A 16,790-nucleotide genomic window follows, 5' to 3' on the forward strand; every position below is an offset into this window, starting at 1 on the left:
GCCTGGCTATGTGCATTTCCGAAGGTATTCCTTCCCGGGCGGCGGCTATTGCAAATGCAGTACAGATCACAGCCGGTTCAGGCGATACTGCCGGAATGGTGTGGATCGGCGGAGGAAAGTTTCTGATGGGCGCCGATGAATTTCCCGATTCCCGCCCGATGCACGAAGTGACCGTCGACGGATTTTATATGGATGCGCATGAAGTTACCAATGCAGAATTTGCTGCATTTGTGAAAGCTACCAATTACAAAACCGTAGCCGAGCGCCCGTTGAATCCCGCGGATTATCCGGGCGTGCCAGCCGATAAACTCGTTCCCGGCTCGGCCGTTTTTACACCTACCGCCTCGAAGGTAAGTATGGACAATCCTTTGCAATGGTGGAATTACGTGCCCGGAGCAAGCTGGGCACATCCCGAGGGGCCGCAAAGCTCGATCAAGGGCCGGGAGAATTTTCCGGTAACCCACGTTTCCTACGAAGATGCGGCCGCTTATGCGAAATGGGCTGGAAAACGCCTGCCTACCGAAGCGGAATGGGAATACGCGGCGCAGGGCGGAAAAGGAAACCATACGTATTACTGGGGCGACGAACTGAAACCCGGCAACAAGTGGGTAGCCAATATTTACCAGGGGAGTTTTCCAGATAAAAACACGCAGGAAGACGGTTACCTGACCGCCGCGCCAGTGCAGACATTTCCGGCGAATGGTTACGGATTGTACGATATGGACGGAAATGTGTGGGAATGGTGTGAAGACTTTTATCGCCCTGATTATTACCAAAAAAGTGCGAAATCGAATCCGAAAGGCCCGGGCGACAGCTTTGATCCAGACGAACCAGGCGCTGTAAAACGCGTGCAGCGTGGCGGCTCGTTCCTGTGCAGTGACGATTATTGCATTCGTTACAAAGCCGGCAGTCGCGGAAAAGGCGAAGTAACAAGCGGGAGCAATAACCTGGGTTTCCGTTGTGTGATGAATAAAAAATTGTAGGAATAAATACGATCCAAATGCACTTCATGAATATACCTGGCCTGGCAAGCTCAGGACCGCAGCATTGGCAAACGATCTGGGAACAGCAGTATCCGGCGCTTTTTAGTCGGGTAATGCAGGAAAACTGGGACTGGCCGGTGAAAACAGACTGGGTTGCGCAGTTGCAAAAGCAGATCAGCGAACTGACCGGGCCGACGATTCTGGTAGCGCACAGCCTTGGCTGCATTACCGTTGCGCATTGGGCCCAGGAGCATTCTTCTGACAAAATCAAAGGAGCATTATTGGTAGCGCCAGCCGATGCTGATCTATCCAAAAGACTGAATTTTGTGATCGGTTTTGCGCCGATCCCGACGGTTAAGCTACGTTTTCCGAGCATTGTGGTCGCCAGCACGAATGATATGTATGCCACGATTGCCCGCTCTCAGCATTTTGCCGACAGCTGGGGCAGTGAGTTTATTAATCTGGGTAAAAAAGGACATATCAATGCAGTTTCCGGCCTGGGAGACTGGTCGGAGGGAAAGGAAATATTGCAACAACTGGCGGGACAACGTATATTACTGTCCCACGCAACCGGACAGGAAAAGTTACCGTAACGGAATTGCAGGTGAGCCCTGCGTATTTTCACTATATCTTTTTATATTACAAAAAAATCTTTCTACACTTAAACCGATGGAGCAATGAAGAAAATGTTTCTTTTCGCAATGGCTGGCTTGTTGTTCAACGTAGCAGCGATCGCCGATGGACCTGGCAAGACGAAGGCCGCAGACAAAACTTTGAAGGTGGACACTAAAAGCAGCAGTGTAACCTGGGGCGCTAAAAAAGTAACCGGCACACACGCAGGTACCGTACCGCTGGAAAGTGGCAGCCTGATCGTAGACGGAGACAAACTGAAAGGCGGCAATTTTGTGGCGGACCTGAAAAATCTGGTCGTTACAGACATTACCGACAAGGAAATGAACGGTAAGCTGACTGGTCACCTGAAAAGCGATGATTTTTTCTCGGTTGAAAAACATCCGCAGGCGAAACTCGTGATCTCTTCTGTGACTCCAAAAGGCGGCAATAACTACGACGTAGCCGGAAAGCTGACGATCAAAGGCATTACGGAGGAAGTGAAATTTCCTGCAACTGTAAAGACCGACGCGCAGAAAGTAACTGCGAATGCGAAAGTGAAGATCGACCGCACCAAGTATGATATCAAATTCCGCTCGTCCAATTTCTTCGAAAACCTGGGAGATAAGGCGATCGACAACGATTTTACATTGGACGTGAATCTGGTTGCAAACAAATAATCTTAGTTTTTCTTTGAAATAGAAAATCCGGTTTGAATATTTCAGACCGGATTTTTAACATTTATAACTATGAAAAAATCGATTACCGCACTATTTCTATGCTTGCTGCTCTTTGTCGGACAGGCTTTTGCGCAAACTGAAAATAAGCTGCCGGACTGGACTTTTGGCGGATTTAAACGCCCGGCTGGCGTAAATCCGGTCATTTCGCCCGACAGTACCTCCACATTTTTCTGTCCGATGAACAAAAAGCAGATCGACTGGGAATCGAATGATACATTCAACCCGGCTGCGACGATCAAAGATGGAAAGATCATAGTGCTTTATCGGGCCGAGGACAAAGCGGGAAAAGCAATTGGAAAACGCACCTCCCGCATTGGTTATGCAGAAAGTGAAGACGGTATCAGTTTTAAACGAAAAAAAGAACCGGTACTGTTTCCGGGCGAGGACAGCCAGAAAGCGGTTGAATGGCCGGGCGGCTGCGAAGATCCCCGCGTGGCAGTAACCGAGGATGGTTTGTACGTGATATTTTACACACAATGGAACCAGGATAAGGCGCGGATCGGCGTCGCCACTTCCCGTGACCTTATGAAATGGGAGAAACACGGGCCGGTATTTAAGAAAGCGTTCAACGGAAAATTCAACGAGATCTGGACCAAGTCGGGCTCGATCGTGACGAAGTTGGTAGGCGACAAGCAGGTGATCGCGAAAATTAATGGTAAATACTGGCTGTACTTTGGTGAGGCTAATGTGAATGTAGCTACGTCGACAGACCTGATCAACTGGGAGCCGGTAGTGGACAGCAATCAGAATCTGGTCAACCTGATCTCGCCGAGAAAAGGATATTTCGATAGTAACCTGACTGAATGCGGCCCGCCGGCGATTCTTACGGACAAAGGTATTGTCCTTTTATATAATGGAAAAAATGACAAAGGCGAAGACGGCGACAAGCAATTTACACCCAACAGTTACTGCGCCGGACAGGTACTATTTGATAAAAACGATCCTTCAAAAGTACTTGCAAGGTTAGACAAGCCATTTTTCCGGCCGATGGAGGCATTCGAAAAAAGCGGCCAGTATGTAGCAGGGACGGTATTTATCGAAGGAATGGTGTACCACAAGAAAAAGTGGCTGCTGTATTATGGTTGCGCAGATTCGAGAGTGGGTGTTGCCGTTTATGATCCAGCCATTAAAACACCCGGTGATCCGCTGCCGTGAAAAGCAAGTAACCGTTAGTTTCAAAAAGTATATTAGCTATTATTGTGAACCTTCGATCTATCGGACACTTGCTGGCGTACATAAAGGAAATCAACCAAACTAGATTTTTTTTATGAAAATGTCAACAAAGTTTACAGGCTTACTGGTAGCAGCATTATTTACCACTGTCAGCGCTTTTGCACAAAAAGAAAAAACTGTGATGGTAGGCGGAGCAGAAATGTATCCTTCTAAAAACATCATTGAAAATGCAGTGAATTCGAAAGATCATACTACGCTTGTAGCAGCTGTAAAAGCGGCCGGTCTGGTAGAAACACTTTCAGGAACAGGTCCATTTACGGTATTTGCTCCGGTAAATGCAGCATTTGAAGCACTACCGGCTGGTACTGTTGAAAACCTTTTGAAACCGGAAAACAAAGCGACGCTTACTTCGGTACTTACTTACCACGTAGTTCCAGGAAAAGTGGATGCTAAATCGGTAATGAAAATGATCAAAGACGGCGGCGGCAAGGCAATGGCCAAAACTGCACAAGGCGCTGAACTGACTTTCTCAATGAAAGGAAAAGATGTAATTGTGACCGATACGAAAGGTAATATGGCGAAAGTTACTACCGCTGACGTATTTCAGTCAAATGGTGTGATCCACGTGATCGACAAAGTATTAATGCCTTGATTACGTAGTGAAGTTGGTTGTGTGAGTGGTTGTTGAGACGACGGGAGGACTTAGGTCTTCCCGTTTTTTTGTGCCCTTTCGGTCCGGTTGTATTCGTGTAAGCAGGTCAGTACAGGATAGTCGCATAGATAATTTTAGGAATTTTTGGATATAATTTTCTGCTTTTTTAAGAGTATTAACTTTTGAAAAAACCCTCTTGTAAGGGAAACAGCGATTACATAAGTCACTAAACCTATAAAGCGCATTCAAATGAATTTCAGATTTATCAAAGTCGGCTTCATGCTGGCTGCTCTGCTGACGATCGCAAGCCAGGCTACTACAATAGCTCAAAAAAAGGAAAAAGGGTTCGTCTCTATTTTTGACGGAAAATCTCTGAAAGGCTGGGAGTATGACGCAAAGTACTGGCGCGTTGAAAATGGCAATCTTGTAGGTGAAATTACCCCTGAAACCCTTTTAAAGAACAATTCTTTCATTGTGTGGCAAGGTGGCCAACCAGCGGATTTTGAATTCAAAGGTTCGTTCAAGATCCAGCAAAGCGGAAATTCGGGCATTCAGTACCGGAGCGAAAAAGTGGAGGATGTGCCGAATGCACTGAGAGGATATCAGGCCGATATTGACGGGAAAAACACTTATACAGGCCAGAACTACGAAGAGCGCCGCCGCACGACGCTGGCCTATCGCGGACAAAAAACGGTTATTAACGAATACACAGGGGATAAAACGCCCGAAGGTGTTCGAGGCAATATCAAAGCAAATGCCTGGAAAGGCTTCGAAGTAACCGGCTCACTTGGTTCTTCTGATTCCCTCAAAACATTGATCAAATCCGAAGACTGGAACACATTTCGTCTGGTGATCAAAGGCAACCGTCTGCAACATTACATCAACGATGTGCTGATGAGCGAGGTAACTGACAATGATTCTTACAATGGTCGTAAAAAAGGCTACCTGGGCATGCAGGTGCACGTAGGTCCGCCGATGAAGGTTGAGTTTAAGGATTTGAGGATTAAGCAGTAGGGGTTGGCTATTGGCTATTAGCCGTTAGCTTTTAGCTTTTGGGAGGAAGGAGGAAGGAGGAAAGGGAGGAAGTGAATCTATTTAAGACGTATAACTAATAGCTAACAGTTATATCTCAAATCAAGCATAGAGTTAAAAGCTAACAGCCAACAGCTAACAGCTAATTGCTAACAGCTAATAGCCCAAAGCAAATTACCAATGAACAAAATAGGATTTAATGTACTTGCCTGGACGGCTTCGGTTTCGGATGATCTGTTTCCGGTTATTGATAGATTAAAGGGTATTGGCTATGATGGCGTCGAGTTTTATCTCGGGCCGCAGGAAATTGCGGCTTACCAGCGAATGGGAGATTACACCCGGGATCTGGGGCTTGAAACTACGGCGGTGATGACTTTGGGAGCGGACGAAAATCCGATCAGCGAATCTGTTGAAATCCGCCAGAAAGCACTGGACAAGATCAAGCTGGCTGTTGACCGCGCGCACGCTTTGAACTCCAAAATCATTTGCGGACCATTTCACTCGGCGCATACCATATTCGTAAATCGCCCCGCCGAAGACCAGGAATATGCACTGGCCGGCGAGGTACTGAATGCAGCTGCGGAATATGCTGCGCAAGCCAATATCACTTTCGCATTGGAAGCGCTCAATCGTTTCGAATGCTACCTGTGCAATACGATGGAACAGCTGCACAAGCTCGTGAAAGCCGCAAACCACCCGAATGTGCGGGCGATGTTCGATACGCACCATTCTAATATTGAAGAAAAAAATTACGGTACCGCGCTCCAAACGATCGCGCCGGTACTTGCTCACGTGCATATCAGCGAAAACGACCGAGGTACGCCGGGCAGCGGTCAGGTGCTTTGGGACGATGCATTCGCCGGATTGGCGGCGATCAATTACCAGGGCTGGCTTACCATCGAAGCTTTTTCAAGAAACGATCCGGGATTTGCGAATGCGATTGGGGTTTGGAGAGAATTCAATGAACCCTGGGATATTGCTGAAAACGGCTACAAGTTCATTCGGGAAATGAGCTTAAAGCATGGGTTATGAGAGGGGGCTATTAGCTATTAGCTGTTGGCTATAAGCTATTCGCTTCTCTTAATTATCTTGACCGGAGTTAAATCATCTGAGACAAAAAAGCTAACGGCTAAAAGCTAATAGCCAACAGCCAAAAATTATGCTAAAATCCATCCTGCTATTCTTACTGCTTACATCTCCCGTTTTCGGGCAGGACGAAGCTGGAAAATACAAGGTCGTATACAAAGGTGAGAAAGGTCCGGGAGTGGGTAAGAATATCGTTTTTATCGCCACTGATCATGAATACCGCGGGGAAGAGTCGCTTCCTGCATTCGCGCGGATTCTTGCAAAACGGTATGGTTTTACGTGCACGGTGATCTGGGCGCTGGACGAGGCTGGTAATATCTTGCCCGGCGGTTCAAATGTGAAAGGGCTGGAAGTTTTAGATAACGCCGACCTGCTCGTCATATTCATGCGCTTTGCTCATTTTGAGGATAAGCAAATGCAGCATATTGATAACTACATCAAACGCGGCGGTCCCATCGTCGCTTTCCGTACTTCTACCCACGCCTTTGAAATCAAAAATGACCCTAAATGGGAACATTATAGCTGGGAGTATAACGGTCCGAAAAAGGAATGGAAAGACGGTTTTGGCGAGGTAGTGCTGGGTGAAACCTGGGTTTCGCATTATGGCACCAATCACAAGCAATCTTCTAAGATCATCATTCAAAAAGCACAGGCTTCGCATCCTATTATGACCGGGGTGAAAGATATGTGGGTTCAATCCGGCGGGTACACGGCCGAGCCGAAAGGTACGGTTTTGGCGCGCGGTCAGGTTTTGAACGGAATGACCGCAACTTCAGCACCCGATCCTTCGAAAGAGCTGCTACCGGTAGCCTGGGTGAAAGAATATCAGGTGGAAGGCGGAAAAAAGGGTAAATCCTTTACTACAACGCACGGCGCATCAGAGGACATCCTGAACGATGGTTTCCGGAGAATGGCTATCAATGCGATGTTCTGGGGATTGGGAATGGAAAAGGCGATTAATGCTAAAAATGATATCGCATTTGTCGGACCTTATAAGCCTACTACTTTCAATTTCAGCGGCTATAAAGCGGATGTCAAACCTGCCGACCTGGCTGGCTTCGAGTCACTTATTATGCCGGGAGAGATTGTGAAGAAGAAGGAGAAATGAGTTTTAATTTTTGACCAAAAAGATTAACAGATAATGTCAGTACAACTTCCATTTCGCTTTGGTTCTGAGGTATATACGTGGTTTATGAGTGGCAGCGGCAAAACGCACGAAGGCCGGCTCGGACACATGATAGAGGTAATTGCAAAAGCGGGTTTCAGTGGTATTCAACCCATATTCACCTGGATGGGCGACCTTATTGACCCGGATCTTTTGGAGGCTAAACTAAAAGAACAGGGAATTGAGCTGGCTGCACTTGCGCTGGCGCTGGATTGGAATGGAGCAGAAGAGACAGCACACGAACGCGAAGTGGCCGATCACGCAATCCGCGTATTGCAGCGTTTTCCAGGCGCTATTTTAAATACCGTACAAATTCCGACGGACAGGCATAATCTCGCTGATCGTCAGGCTAGTCTGGTTAATATTGTCAATACAGTTTCCCGCCGAGCCGCCGAAAAAGGGGTGCCTTGCAGCTTTCACCCGAACTCCCCGCATACCTCGATAATCCGCACCGAAGAAGATTACAAAATGGTGCTGGAATCACTGGATATTTCCGTAACCGGCTGGACGCCCGATGTGGGCCACATTATCAACGGCGGCATGGATCCGCTTGCAAAAATGAAGGAATACCAGTCGCTGATCAACCACGTGCATTACAAGGATTGGGACGGCGCGCCGGAATTTGCTCTGATGGGCAATGGTAGGGTGGATTTGCCGGGAGTTACGCAATGGCTGAAAGATATCAACTACAAAGGCTGGATCATTTGTGAAGACGAAGGTGCAGAAGCGCTGGAAGATCCGGATTATGTGACTTTACATGACGGAAAGTGGATACAGGAAACCTTGCTGCCTGGTTTGAAATGAGTTTAATTTAAATCACCAAAAGCTGTTACAGATAGCCTGCTAGCGTACCATCCTATGCCCACTATCAAAACCAACGGAATAAATTTCTATTACGAAGAACGAGGTTCCGGCGAGCCGCTTCTGCTGATTATGGGCATTACTGCGCCGGGGTCGGTTTGGAATGTGCATCTGGCGGATTGGAAGCATCATTTCCGGTGCATTATTGGAGATAACAGAGGTGTAGGATTGACTGATAAACCGGCCGGATCCTATTCTTCCGAACAAATGGCGGATGATTATGCCGGGTTACTGGATTCGCTGGGTTTGGAGAATGTAAATGTGGTAGGCTGTTCCATGGGTAGTACTATCGCGCAGCAACTGGCGATCAGGCATCCTGACAAAGTAAAATCATTGGTATTAATGTGCCCCTGGGCGCGCTGCGATAATTACGCGAAGGGATTGTTCCAGCATATTATGAATGCAAAAGCGCGGTTCAGGCCGGAGGAATTTAGCCTGTATATTCAATTGCTTATTTTCTCAAAATCGTCCTGGGACAATGAAGAAAAGCATGCGGATCTGGCGCAGGGCCGGCAGCAGGATGCATTTGGCGCCTTTCCACAGCCTCTTCACGGATTGGAAGGCCAGGCTGCCGCTTGTATCAACCACAATGCATTGCCGCATTTAAATCAGATCAACAAACCGACGCTGGTGATAGGAGGTAAGGAAGACATATTTACCCCGGTTTGGATGGCGGAAGAAGTGGCCGGCGGCATTCCGGGTGCTGAGCTTTTTTTATACGAAAACCTCGGTCACGCATTCCATTTTGAGAATACAGAAGACTTTAACCAACGTGTCAGAAACTGGCTTCAACACAATTGAAATTGCGTTTACAGTCCTATTTTCTTTGAATAAAGCATTAAAAAACAGGTTTTTCAGCCTTTCATATTTATTAAAAATCAGGTAAACAAAAATAATGAAAAGTGCCGACTCGATAAATCAGGACTGGGTAAACCCGGATTGGACCGACAAAGTATCCAATCACTTGCAGGTCGGCGGGATCGAGACTTCGGTGCTGGATAACGGTGCCGGAAGAGGAACGCGGATCGCCTGGCTGAATACCGGGGCGGGATTGCGGTACAAGATCGTGCTGGACCGTGCGATGGATATTGCAGAAGCTTTTTATAATCAGCACAGTCTGGCGTGGATCAGTCACGGTGGTATTACCTACCCGCAGCCTTTTTCGGACAAGGGAATTGACTGGCTTCGCACTTTCGGAGGCGGGCTGCTCACTACCTGCGGGCTTTCGCACGCCGGCGGGCCCGAGTCTGACGAATATGGCGACCGCGGTTTGCACGGTCTCATCGGAAATTCACCCGCAGAAATTATCTCCATTAAACAACCCGATTTGCGAAGAGGCGACCTGGAAATGAGCATTACAGGCATTATCCGCGAAACCAAGCCATTTGGACCCAATTTCGAACTGAGAAGAACAATATCAGCCACATTAGGCAAACCGGAAATCCGCATTAAAGATGAAGTGACAAACCGGGCCAATACACCGGCTCCGCACATGCTGCTGTACCATTTCAACTTTGGCTGGCCGCTGGCAGACGAAGGAACGGACATTCTCTGGAATGGAAAATGGCACCCGCGCCACGGGGAGGAAAATGCGAAGATATTTAAGGAAGGTAATGCCTTCAAAAAGTGCCCTGCGCCGCTGGAAGACCACTTAGGTAGTGGCGAAGAAGTGGTGCTCGTAGATGTAGAAGCCGATATTTTCGGAGATAGCATTTGCGGATTATATAATGGAAAACTGGGCCTGGCTGTCTCATTAAAATGGAAAAAAGAGCAGTTACCCTGGATGGCCAACTGGCAGCATTGGGGCAAAGGCGAATACGTTACCGGCCTGGAACCGAGCACGCACCCGCTTTCCGGACAAGCGAAAGCGCGGGAGGACGGGACTTTGATCTTTATCCAGCCGGAGGAAACCAGATTCTACGAGTTGGAATTGAATGTTTTGACTGAGAAAGAGGCGATTGAGGAGTTGATATTGAAAGTGAATGTTTCGTAGCGCGACGGGAGTAAAGAGTTTTTAATAATAGTGAGTATTCAATAAACCAATTTTTAATATAATACAATGGGACTTTCAAGTATAGCTGCAAAGGCATTAGAGCAGGGAAAAGGAATAGTGCGTTTGGCCCCGACCTGGGTACCACGCTCGTTTTGCGTTCCCGGCCGCAGGATCAAATTACACCCGGATGATTATTATGTATTGGGTGGAGAAAGAGGAGGAATTGACGAACGTTGGTTGTCTTCTACTACTCCGGCTGAAAACGGGCCACTGACGGGTGAAAATGAAGGTTTGAGCCAGATTGTTTTTGAAGATGAGTCAGGAGTCCAGAAAGTGACATTGCGGGACGCGGTAGAAGAGCTGAAAGGTGAAGTGATAGGTGACAGACTTTGGGATCAATACAAAAGCTGGCCGATGTACTCCAAGTTTTTCGATAACATGGGCCCGCTTCCGCACCATATTCACCACAGAGATGAGCACGCTGCGATGGTGGGCCAAAATGGAAAGCCGGAAGCCTACTATTTCCCGCCTCAACTTAACAACCACGGCGGCGATTTTCCGTATACATTCATTGGTATCGCGCCCGGAACTTCAAAGGAGCAAATCAAGGAGTGTCTGATGAACTTTACCAAGGGCGATAACAAGATCACCAACTACTCTCAGGCATTTCGTCTTGAACCGGGTACAGGTTGGGACGTTCCTCCTGGGATGCTGCATGCACCGGGTAGCTTGTGTACCTATGAGCCTCAAAAAGCTTCGGATATTTTTGCTATGTATCAATCACTTGTTAACGAGGCAGTTATTCCGGAAGAATTGCTTTGGAAAGGTACTCCGAAAGATAGGATTGGAGATTATGACCTGTTGATGGAAGTAATCGATTGGGATTTGAACGTGAACCCAAATCTGATGGAAAAACACTTCATGCGTCCAAAACCGGTGAAAGATGTCGCTGAGATGGAGCAGGAAGGATATTCTGAAAACTGGATTTGCTACAAAAACGAAGCTTATAGTGCCAAGGAGTTAACCGTTTTACCGGGACAGACTGTAACTATTACTGACGCCGCTGCATACGGAATGATCGTCATGCAGGGTCACGGCAAGTTCGGCGAGTGGGATATCGAAACACCTGCATTGATCCGCTACGGACAACTAACCAATGATGAGTTTTTTGTATCGGAAAAAGCGGCAACAGAGGGTGTTGTGATCAGCAACCCATCCAAAACCGATCCGATCGTGATATTGAAGCATTTCGGTCCAGGAAACCCGGATCTGGTATTGTAAAAACCCCAGCGGGGTTCCCTGTTTCTAGGAAAACAATACATGATAATGCAAGACTCCTGAGGAGTCGCCTGATACAGGAGGCACCTCAGGCGCCCGCAACTGGCGGTGTCCAATTGCTATAAACAGGATGCTCCTCAGGAGCATGAACTTTTTAACCAAATAATTCTTAAACCATGCCTGAAAATAATTATCCTAAGCTCCACAATGCCACCTGGCCTGGGATTGTCGGAAAAGGTTCTGATTCTGAGCCTATTATTCCTTTTGATACTATGCTGGAACACACCGCTGCTGCTGAGGTAGACGGTGTTAAGTTCGATGGTATCGATATCGGTCTTTTCGATCCGCATGTTGGTATTTACATGAATACCGAAGACGGACCGGCGAGGCTTGCTGCCAAACTGAATGCACTTGGACTGGAAGTAGGAAGTCTGGTTGCCAACGTGTGGGCTGGTTCTGCAATTGGTACCCAAGACGCTCGCGATGAGTTTGTGAACCAGGTACGGCTAGCATGTGAGTTTGGTAAAAAACTGCGTGAACTGGGCGTTCGCAAAGGTGGCGTAATCCGTGTGGACTCTGCCTGCTCGCCGGAAGCCTGGGCCGCTGATCCTGCCGGAAATACCAAACAAATTGCTGAAACCTGGCGCAAAGCCTGCGATATAGCAGCTGATTTTGGTGAAAAATTGGCTGCGGAAGGTGAGATCTGCTGGGGTGGAATGCACAGCTGGAAAACGATGCTGGAAACGATGAAAGCTGTTGACCGTCCGAATATGGGATTCCAGGCGGATATGTCGCATACTTTCCTTTATCTGTTGGGTTATAATGCACCCGAAGACCGCATCCTGCCAGAAGATTTCCAATGGGGCGATCGCGTTGCTCAGGAAGAAGGTTTGAAAAAAATGACGGCTGCACTTCGTCCGTATACCTTCGATTTCCACGTAGCGCAAAACGACGGAACGGTACACGGAACAGGCTCTCATGACAAAACCGGCCGCCACTGTCTGGCTACCGATCCAAATGGTAAGCTGGACATCGTGCGCGACGCGGGTTTCTGGATGCGGGACGAAAATGGAGAGATAACCAAGGCGTTCCGCCATATCTGCTGGGACGGTTGTATGTTCCCGAACGAGGTAATGACCAATCAGCAAACATGGAATGATATCCTCGCTGCATTGATCAACGTAAGAAAAGCCCACGGCTGGTACCAGGAGGATTAATCCTTATTGCAGCATTGTGCTTTCCTATTCTTTCCTGTCCGTCGACTGAAGTCGACGGCTATTGATTTTGGAATATCAATAATCAATAGCGACGGACTCGAAACAACAAAAAAATCACTTGCCGCCGGCTTCAGCCGACGGAATAAGATAGATAAAAAGATAAAATTATGGCTAAAAAAGAGATAAGAGTAGCATTGATTGGAAGCGGGCTGATGGGACGCACGCATTCCAATGGATATAAGAGAATAGGCGATTTCTTTCCTGAGTTGGAATACCGTCCTGTTTTACAGGCAGTTTGCTCGCGCAATGAGGAGAAAGTAAAAGCCTTCGCTGAGCAGTGGGGCTATGCTTCTTACGAAACGGATTGGAGAAGGATCATCGAGCGTGACGATATTGACGCAGTTGATATCTGTACACCCAACGATACCCATGCTGAAATAGCATTGGCTGCTGCCGCTGCGGGTAAAATGATACTTTGCGAAAAACCACTAGCCCGTACTTTGGAAGAAGCCAAAAGTATGGTGGACGCAATTGAGAAAGCAGGTGTGAAAAATACAGTTTGGTACAATTATCGTCGCGTGCCGGCGGTTACTTTGGCCAAACAAATCGTTGATTCAGGTAAGCTGGGACGTATTTTCCATTACCGCGCCAACTTCCTGCAAGACTGGACAATCAGTCCGGATGTACCGCAGGGTGGCGCTGCAACGTGGCGTTTGGATGTGGATGCAGCAGGTTCTGGTGTAACCGGCGATTTGCTTGCGCACTGTATTGACACTGCAATGTGGATCAACGGAGGTATCAAGGATGTATCGGCGGTTACCGAGACTTTCATCAAAGAGCGTGTGCATTCTGGCAGCGGGGAAGTTAAAAAAGTTGGTATCGACGATGCCTGTATTTTCCATTGCCATTTTGATAACGGTTCGCTCGGCCTCTTTGAATCAACACGTTACGCGCGTGGCCACAAGGCACTTTATACATTTGAGATCAACGGGGAGCACGCCTCTATTCGCTGGGATTTGCATGATCTGAACCGTCTGGAATATTTCGATCACAGCGACGAATCGATCGTTCGCGGTTGGAGATCGATCCTTGTTACGGACAGCGACCAGCCTTATATGAAGCGTTGGTGGATCCCGGGAACCAGTATTGGTTATGAGCATTCGTTCATTCACCAGGCTGCCGATTTCTTCGAAAGTCTGCAAACCGGCGAACCTTGCTCACCTACCTTCAAGGATGCTTACGAAACACAGAAAGTGTGTGAAGCGGTACTCGACTCGGCGGCTTCCAAATCATGGAAGGATACCGGCGTGGAATGGGAAGGTTAACTCCATTTTTTGACTAAACTAAAAAGGCTTTAACCACTTGCTGAGTATTCAGGTTGCGGTTAAAGCCTTTCTTGTAGTTACCTATGCCAGACTTTATTCTCACTGTCAATCAACTTTCCAAGTCATTTTCCGGGGTTAAGGCGCTCGATAATGTGAGCCTGAACCTGCGGAAAGGGGAAGTGCATGCATTGATGGGGGAAAATGGCGCGGGTAAGTCTACATTCATGAAAGTCCTGATCGGTCTGCTCGCGCCGGATTCTGGTGAGATCATTTTTGAGGGTAAAAACCTGCACGATAGCAATGTAGGCGAAACGCTCAAAAAAGGGATTTCGATGATTCACCAGGAGATACTGATCGTACCCGAGCTGACGGTCGCGCAGAATATCTTTTTGGGAAGAGAAAAATCAGTTTCAGGAAAAAGTGGCTGGCTTTGGGGCTGGCTCGATGATTCGGAGATCAACGAAAAATCGGAGCAGGTCCTGAAACAGCTCGGTGTTGATATTTCTCCCAAAACTAAAATGAAATACCTGAGCGTCGCGCAAATGCAGATGGTGGAGATTGCAAAGGCGATTTCCAACAATGCGAAGGTGATTATCATGGACGAGCCTACCTCGGCAATTTCGGATAAAGAAGTGGAAATGCTGTTTAAAATGATCCGCGACCTGAAAGCCAAAGGTGTGAGTATCATTTACATATCTCACAAAATGGACGAGATTTTCCGGATTTCGGATACGATCACTGTCTTGCGGGATGGTAAATATATTGGAACAAAAAATGCGACCGAACTCGATCAGAATTCGCTGATTTCGATGATGGTAGGGCGAGAAATAGGGCAAATGTTTCCGGAAGGAAATACAGCTATTAACGAAGAAATACTGTCGGTTGAAAATTTAGGTAAAAAAGGAAAATTCTCAGATATCAACTTTGCGGTACACGCGGGTGAAATCGTGGGATTGTCTGGCTTAATGGGCGCAGGACGTACAGAAATTGCGCGGGTGATTTTTGGTTTAGATAAATCAGATGAAGGAATGATCAGTATCTCGGGTGAAACCGTGCAGATCAATTCTCCATTAAAAGCATTAAAAAATGGTATCGGCTATGTGAGCGAGGATAGGAAAGGTCTGGGTTTGATTCCTAAAATGTCTGTAAAAGATAATATTACACTATCCAGTATGAACCGGCACCGGAAAGGCATTTTTATTAATACAAAAAGAGAAGAAACAGCCACCGCACAAATGATCGCAGATCTGCGGATCAAAACCTCGGGAATGGATCAGAAAGTAACTCACCTCAGCGGCGGTAACCAGCAGAAAGTGGTGATTGGGAAAGTGTTACTAGCTGCTCCACAGTTAATTATATTAGACGAGCCAACCAGAGGAGTAGATGTTGGGGCCAAATTTGAAATATATAAATTAATAAGAAACCTGGCTGAAAACGGCATGGCAATCATCCTGATTTCGTCTGAACTACCTGAGATTTTGGGTATGAGCGACCGGATCGTGGTTTTGTCGAAAGGCAGACAAACCGCACTGCTTTCCAGGCAGGAAGCGACGCAGGAATTGATCATGAAATATGCAGTGGCGTGAATCCCACCAGACCAAATACCTTGTATAATATGCCTCCGACTCAAAACTTACGCTTGACAAAATTTGGCCAGTACGGGATTTATCTGGCTTTTTTAATTTTATGCATTGTGCTGGCTTTCAGTACCCCGCGTTTTTTTACGGTTTCCAATTTACTGATTATCGGCACGCAGGTTTCGATCAATGCGTTGCTCGCATTTGGAGTGACATTTGTGATCATTACCGGCGGGATTGATCTGTCTTTGGGATCGATGGTGGCGGTTACGGGCGTGGTCGCGGCCACTTTTGCACATCCCGATACTTATCCGCTGGCGGTTCCACTATTGGCTGGACTAGGTGCCGGGCTGCTTTTCGGCGCATTTAATGGGTTGGTCATCACCAAAAGTAAAGTGCCTCCATTTATCGTCACGCTGGGTACGATGACGATCGGTCGGGGACTGGCTTTGATCCTAAGCAAGGGCCGGCCGATATCCAACTTGTCAGATTCCTTCAACTTTATTGGTGGTGGAAATATTTTCGGTATTCCGTTTCCGATTATTATTCTGATCGTTGCATTTATAGTCTGCGCGGTGATTCTGAATAAAACTGTTTTGGGCAGATATATGTATGCGGTTGGTGGAAATGAGCCTGCTGCGCGCGCTTCCGGCATTCGTGTCGGGAATGTAAAAATGTGGGTTTACACGATCTGCGGGATACTTTCTGCAATGGGCGGGATCTTGCTTACTGCCAGGATCACAACCGGCCAGCCGAATGCTGGCGCCGGCTTTGAACTGGATGCAATTGCCGCCGCGATAATAGGCGGTACCAGTACCTCGGGTGGAACCGGTACAATGACGGGCACTTTGATTGGTGCATTACTAATCGGCGTGATCAGCAATAGTCTGGATTTGCTGAATGTGACCTCTTACTACCAGCAGGTTGTGATGGGCGTAATTATCATTGGCGCGGTGGTGCTGGATGGTTTTGGGAAGAAGGATTGATTTTGGGGGAGGAAAGGGAGGAAGGAGGAAGGAGGAAAGGGCGGCGCGCGTAGGGAGGATGGAGGAAGGTTCTAAGTATTTTCAAAATATAAATCGACGGCCGATAGCCGAAT

Annotated in this window: 16 protein-coding genes; all 16 read left to right on the top strand. The window is 47.5% G+C overall.

Going from position 1 to position 16,790, the window contains the following annotated elements; genetic code table 11:
• Positions 1-8 precede the first annotated feature (8 nt).
• The 16 genes from KOD92_RS14965 (at position 9) to KOD92_RS15040 (ending at position 16,677) form a co-directional block, all read left to right on the top strand.
• Entirely contained in the window at positions 9-983 is a 975-nt protein-coding gene (locus tag KOD92_RS14965; protein WP_229254714.1) for a formylglycine-generating enzyme family protein, read from the top strand.
• A 26-nt stretch (positions 984-1,009) separates the two neighbouring features.
• Positions 1,010-1,576 carry an RBBP9/YdeN family alpha/beta hydrolase gene (locus tag KOD92_RS14970; protein ID WP_229254684.1) on the top strand — a complete coding sequence of 189 codons (567 nt, stop codon included), beginning with the start codon at positions 1,010-1,012 and terminating at the stop codon, positions 1,574-1,576.
• A gap of 84 nt (positions 1,577-1,660) precedes the next feature.
• Entirely contained in the window at positions 1,661-2,272 is a 612-nt protein-coding gene (locus KOD92_RS14975) for a YceI family protein (RefSeq protein WP_229254685.1), read from the top strand.
• Between the two features lie 69 nt (positions 2,273-2,341).
• Positions 2,342-3,487 carry a glycoside hydrolase family 130 protein gene (locus KOD92_RS14980; RefSeq protein WP_215234393.1) on the top strand — a complete coding sequence of 382 codons (1,146 nt, stop codon included), beginning with the start codon at positions 2,342-2,344 and terminating at the stop codon, positions 3,485-3,487.
• A 112-nt stretch (positions 3,488-3,599) separates the two neighbouring features.
• Positions 3,600-4,157 (top strand): fasciclin domain-containing protein, encoded by a 558-nt coding sequence (locus tag KOD92_RS14985; RefSeq protein WP_215234394.1) that lies wholly within the window; start codon positions 3,600-3,602, stop codon positions 4,155-4,157.
• Between the two features lie 249 nt (positions 4,158-4,406).
• On the top strand, positions 4,407-5,171 hold the full coding sequence (locus tag KOD92_RS14990; RefSeq protein WP_215234395.1) for a 3-keto-disaccharide hydrolase: 765 nt from the start codon (positions 4,407-4,409) through the stop codon (positions 5,169-5,171).
• A 198-nt stretch (positions 5,172-5,369) separates the two neighbouring features.
• Positions 5,370-6,221, top strand: coding sequence for a sugar phosphate isomerase/epimerase family protein (locus KOD92_RS14995; protein WP_215234396.1), 852 nt, complete (start codon positions 5,370-5,372; stop codon positions 6,219-6,221).
• Between the two features lie 127 nt (positions 6,222-6,348).
• Positions 6,349-7,383: a ThuA domain-containing protein gene (locus KOD92_RS15000; protein ID WP_215234397.1), complete on the top strand. Its 1,035-nt coding sequence runs from the start codon at positions 6,349-6,351 to the stop codon at positions 7,381-7,383.
• Positions 7,384-7,416: 33 nt separating this feature from the next.
• On the top strand, positions 7,417-8,244 hold the full coding sequence (locus KOD92_RS15005; RefSeq protein ID WP_215234398.1) for a sugar phosphate isomerase/epimerase family protein: 828 nt from the start codon (positions 7,417-7,419) through the stop codon (positions 8,242-8,244).
• Positions 8,245-8,298: 54 nt separating this feature from the next.
• Positions 8,299-9,102, top strand: coding sequence for an alpha/beta fold hydrolase (locus KOD92_RS15010; RefSeq protein ID WP_215234399.1), 804 nt, complete (start codon positions 8,299-8,301; stop codon positions 9,100-9,102).
• A gap of 94 nt (positions 9,103-9,196) precedes the next feature.
• Positions 9,197-10,294 carry an aldose 1-epimerase family protein gene (locus KOD92_RS15015; protein ID WP_215234400.1) on the top strand — a complete coding sequence of 366 codons (1,098 nt, stop codon included), beginning with the start codon at positions 9,197-9,199 and terminating at the stop codon, positions 10,292-10,294.
• Between the two features lie 66 nt (positions 10,295-10,360).
• A complete protein-coding gene (locus KOD92_RS15020; RefSeq protein ID WP_215234401.1) occupies positions 10,361-11,575 on the top strand; it encodes a hypothetical protein in 1,215 nt (404 codons plus the stop codon).
• Between the two features lie 173 nt (positions 11,576-11,748).
• Positions 11,749-12,789, top strand: coding sequence for a sugar phosphate isomerase/epimerase family protein (locus KOD92_RS15025; protein ID WP_215234402.1), 1,041 nt, complete (start codon positions 11,749-11,751; stop codon positions 12,787-12,789).
• A gap of 164 nt (positions 12,790-12,953) precedes the next feature.
• Positions 12,954-14,114, top strand: a complete 1,161-nt coding sequence (locus tag KOD92_RS15030) for a Gfo/Idh/MocA family protein (RefSeq protein WP_215234768.1) — start codon at positions 12,954-12,956, stop codon at positions 14,112-14,114.
• A gap of 83 nt (positions 14,115-14,197) precedes the next feature.
• Positions 14,198-15,700 (top strand): sugar ABC transporter ATP-binding protein, encoded by a 1,503-nt coding sequence (locus KOD92_RS15035; protein ID WP_215234403.1) that lies wholly within the window; start codon positions 14,198-14,200, stop codon positions 15,698-15,700.
• Positions 15,701-15,729: 29 nt separating this feature from the next.
• Complete coding sequence (locus KOD92_RS15040) at positions 15,730-16,677, top strand: ABC transporter permease (protein ID WP_215234404.1); 948 nt, start codon at positions 15,730-15,732, stop codon at positions 16,675-16,677.
• Positions 16,678-16,790: the final 113 nt, after the last annotated feature.

The sequence above is a fragment of the Dyadobacter linearis genome (assembly GCF_907165045.1).
GTDB classification, from domain to species: Bacteria; Bacteroidota; Bacteroidia; order Cytophagales; family Spirosomataceae; genus Dyadobacter; species Dyadobacter linearis.

Coding starts and splice junctions, on each gene's coding strand:
- KOD92_RS14990 (WP_215234395.1), top strand. CDS start 4,407: ATGAATTTCAGATTTATCAAAGTCGGCTTCATGCTGGCTGCTCTGCTG.
- KOD92_RS14980 (WP_215234393.1), top strand. CDS start 2,342: ATGAAAAAATCGATTACCGCACTATTTCTATGCTTGCTGCTCTTTGTC.
- KOD92_RS14965 (WP_229254714.1), top strand. CDS start 9: ATGTGCATTTCCGAAGGTATTCCTTCCCGGGCGGCGGCTATTGCAAAT.
- KOD92_RS15035 (WP_215234403.1), top strand. CDS start 14,198: ATGCCAGACTTTATTCTCACTGTCAATCAACTTTCCAAGTCATTTTCC.
- KOD92_RS14975 (WP_229254685.1), top strand. CDS start 1,661: ATGAAGAAAATGTTTCTTTTCGCAATGGCTGGCTTGTTGTTCAACGTA.
- KOD92_RS15015 (WP_215234400.1), top strand. CDS start 9,197: ATGAAAAGTGCCGACTCGATAAATCAGGACTGGGTAAACCCGGATTGG.
- KOD92_RS15000 (WP_215234397.1), top strand. CDS start 6,349: ATGCTAAAATCCATCCTGCTATTCTTACTGCTTACATCTCCCGTTTTC.
- KOD92_RS14995 (WP_215234396.1), top strand. CDS start 5,370: ATGAACAAAATAGGATTTAATGTACTTGCCTGGACGGCTTCGGTTTCG.
- KOD92_RS15005 (WP_215234398.1), top strand. CDS start 7,417: ATGTCAGTACAACTTCCATTTCGCTTTGGTTCTGAGGTATATACGTGG.
- KOD92_RS14970 (WP_229254684.1), top strand. CDS start 1,010: ATGAATATACCTGGCCTGGCAAGCTCAGGACCGCAGCATTGGCAAACG.
- KOD92_RS15020 (WP_215234401.1), top strand. CDS start 10,361: ATGGGACTTTCAAGTATAGCTGCAAAGGCATTAGAGCAGGGAAAAGGA.
- KOD92_RS14985 (WP_215234394.1), top strand. CDS start 3,600: ATGAAAATGTCAACAAAGTTTACAGGCTTACTGGTAGCAGCATTATTT.
- KOD92_RS15010 (WP_215234399.1), top strand. CDS start 8,299: ATGCCCACTATCAAAACCAACGGAATAAATTTCTATTACGAAGAACGA.
- KOD92_RS15025 (WP_215234402.1), top strand. CDS start 11,749: ATGCCTGAAAATAATTATCCTAAGCTCCACAATGCCACCTGGCCTGGG.
- KOD92_RS15040 (WP_215234404.1), top strand. CDS start 15,730: ATGCCTCCGACTCAAAACTTACGCTTGACAAAATTTGGCCAGTACGGG.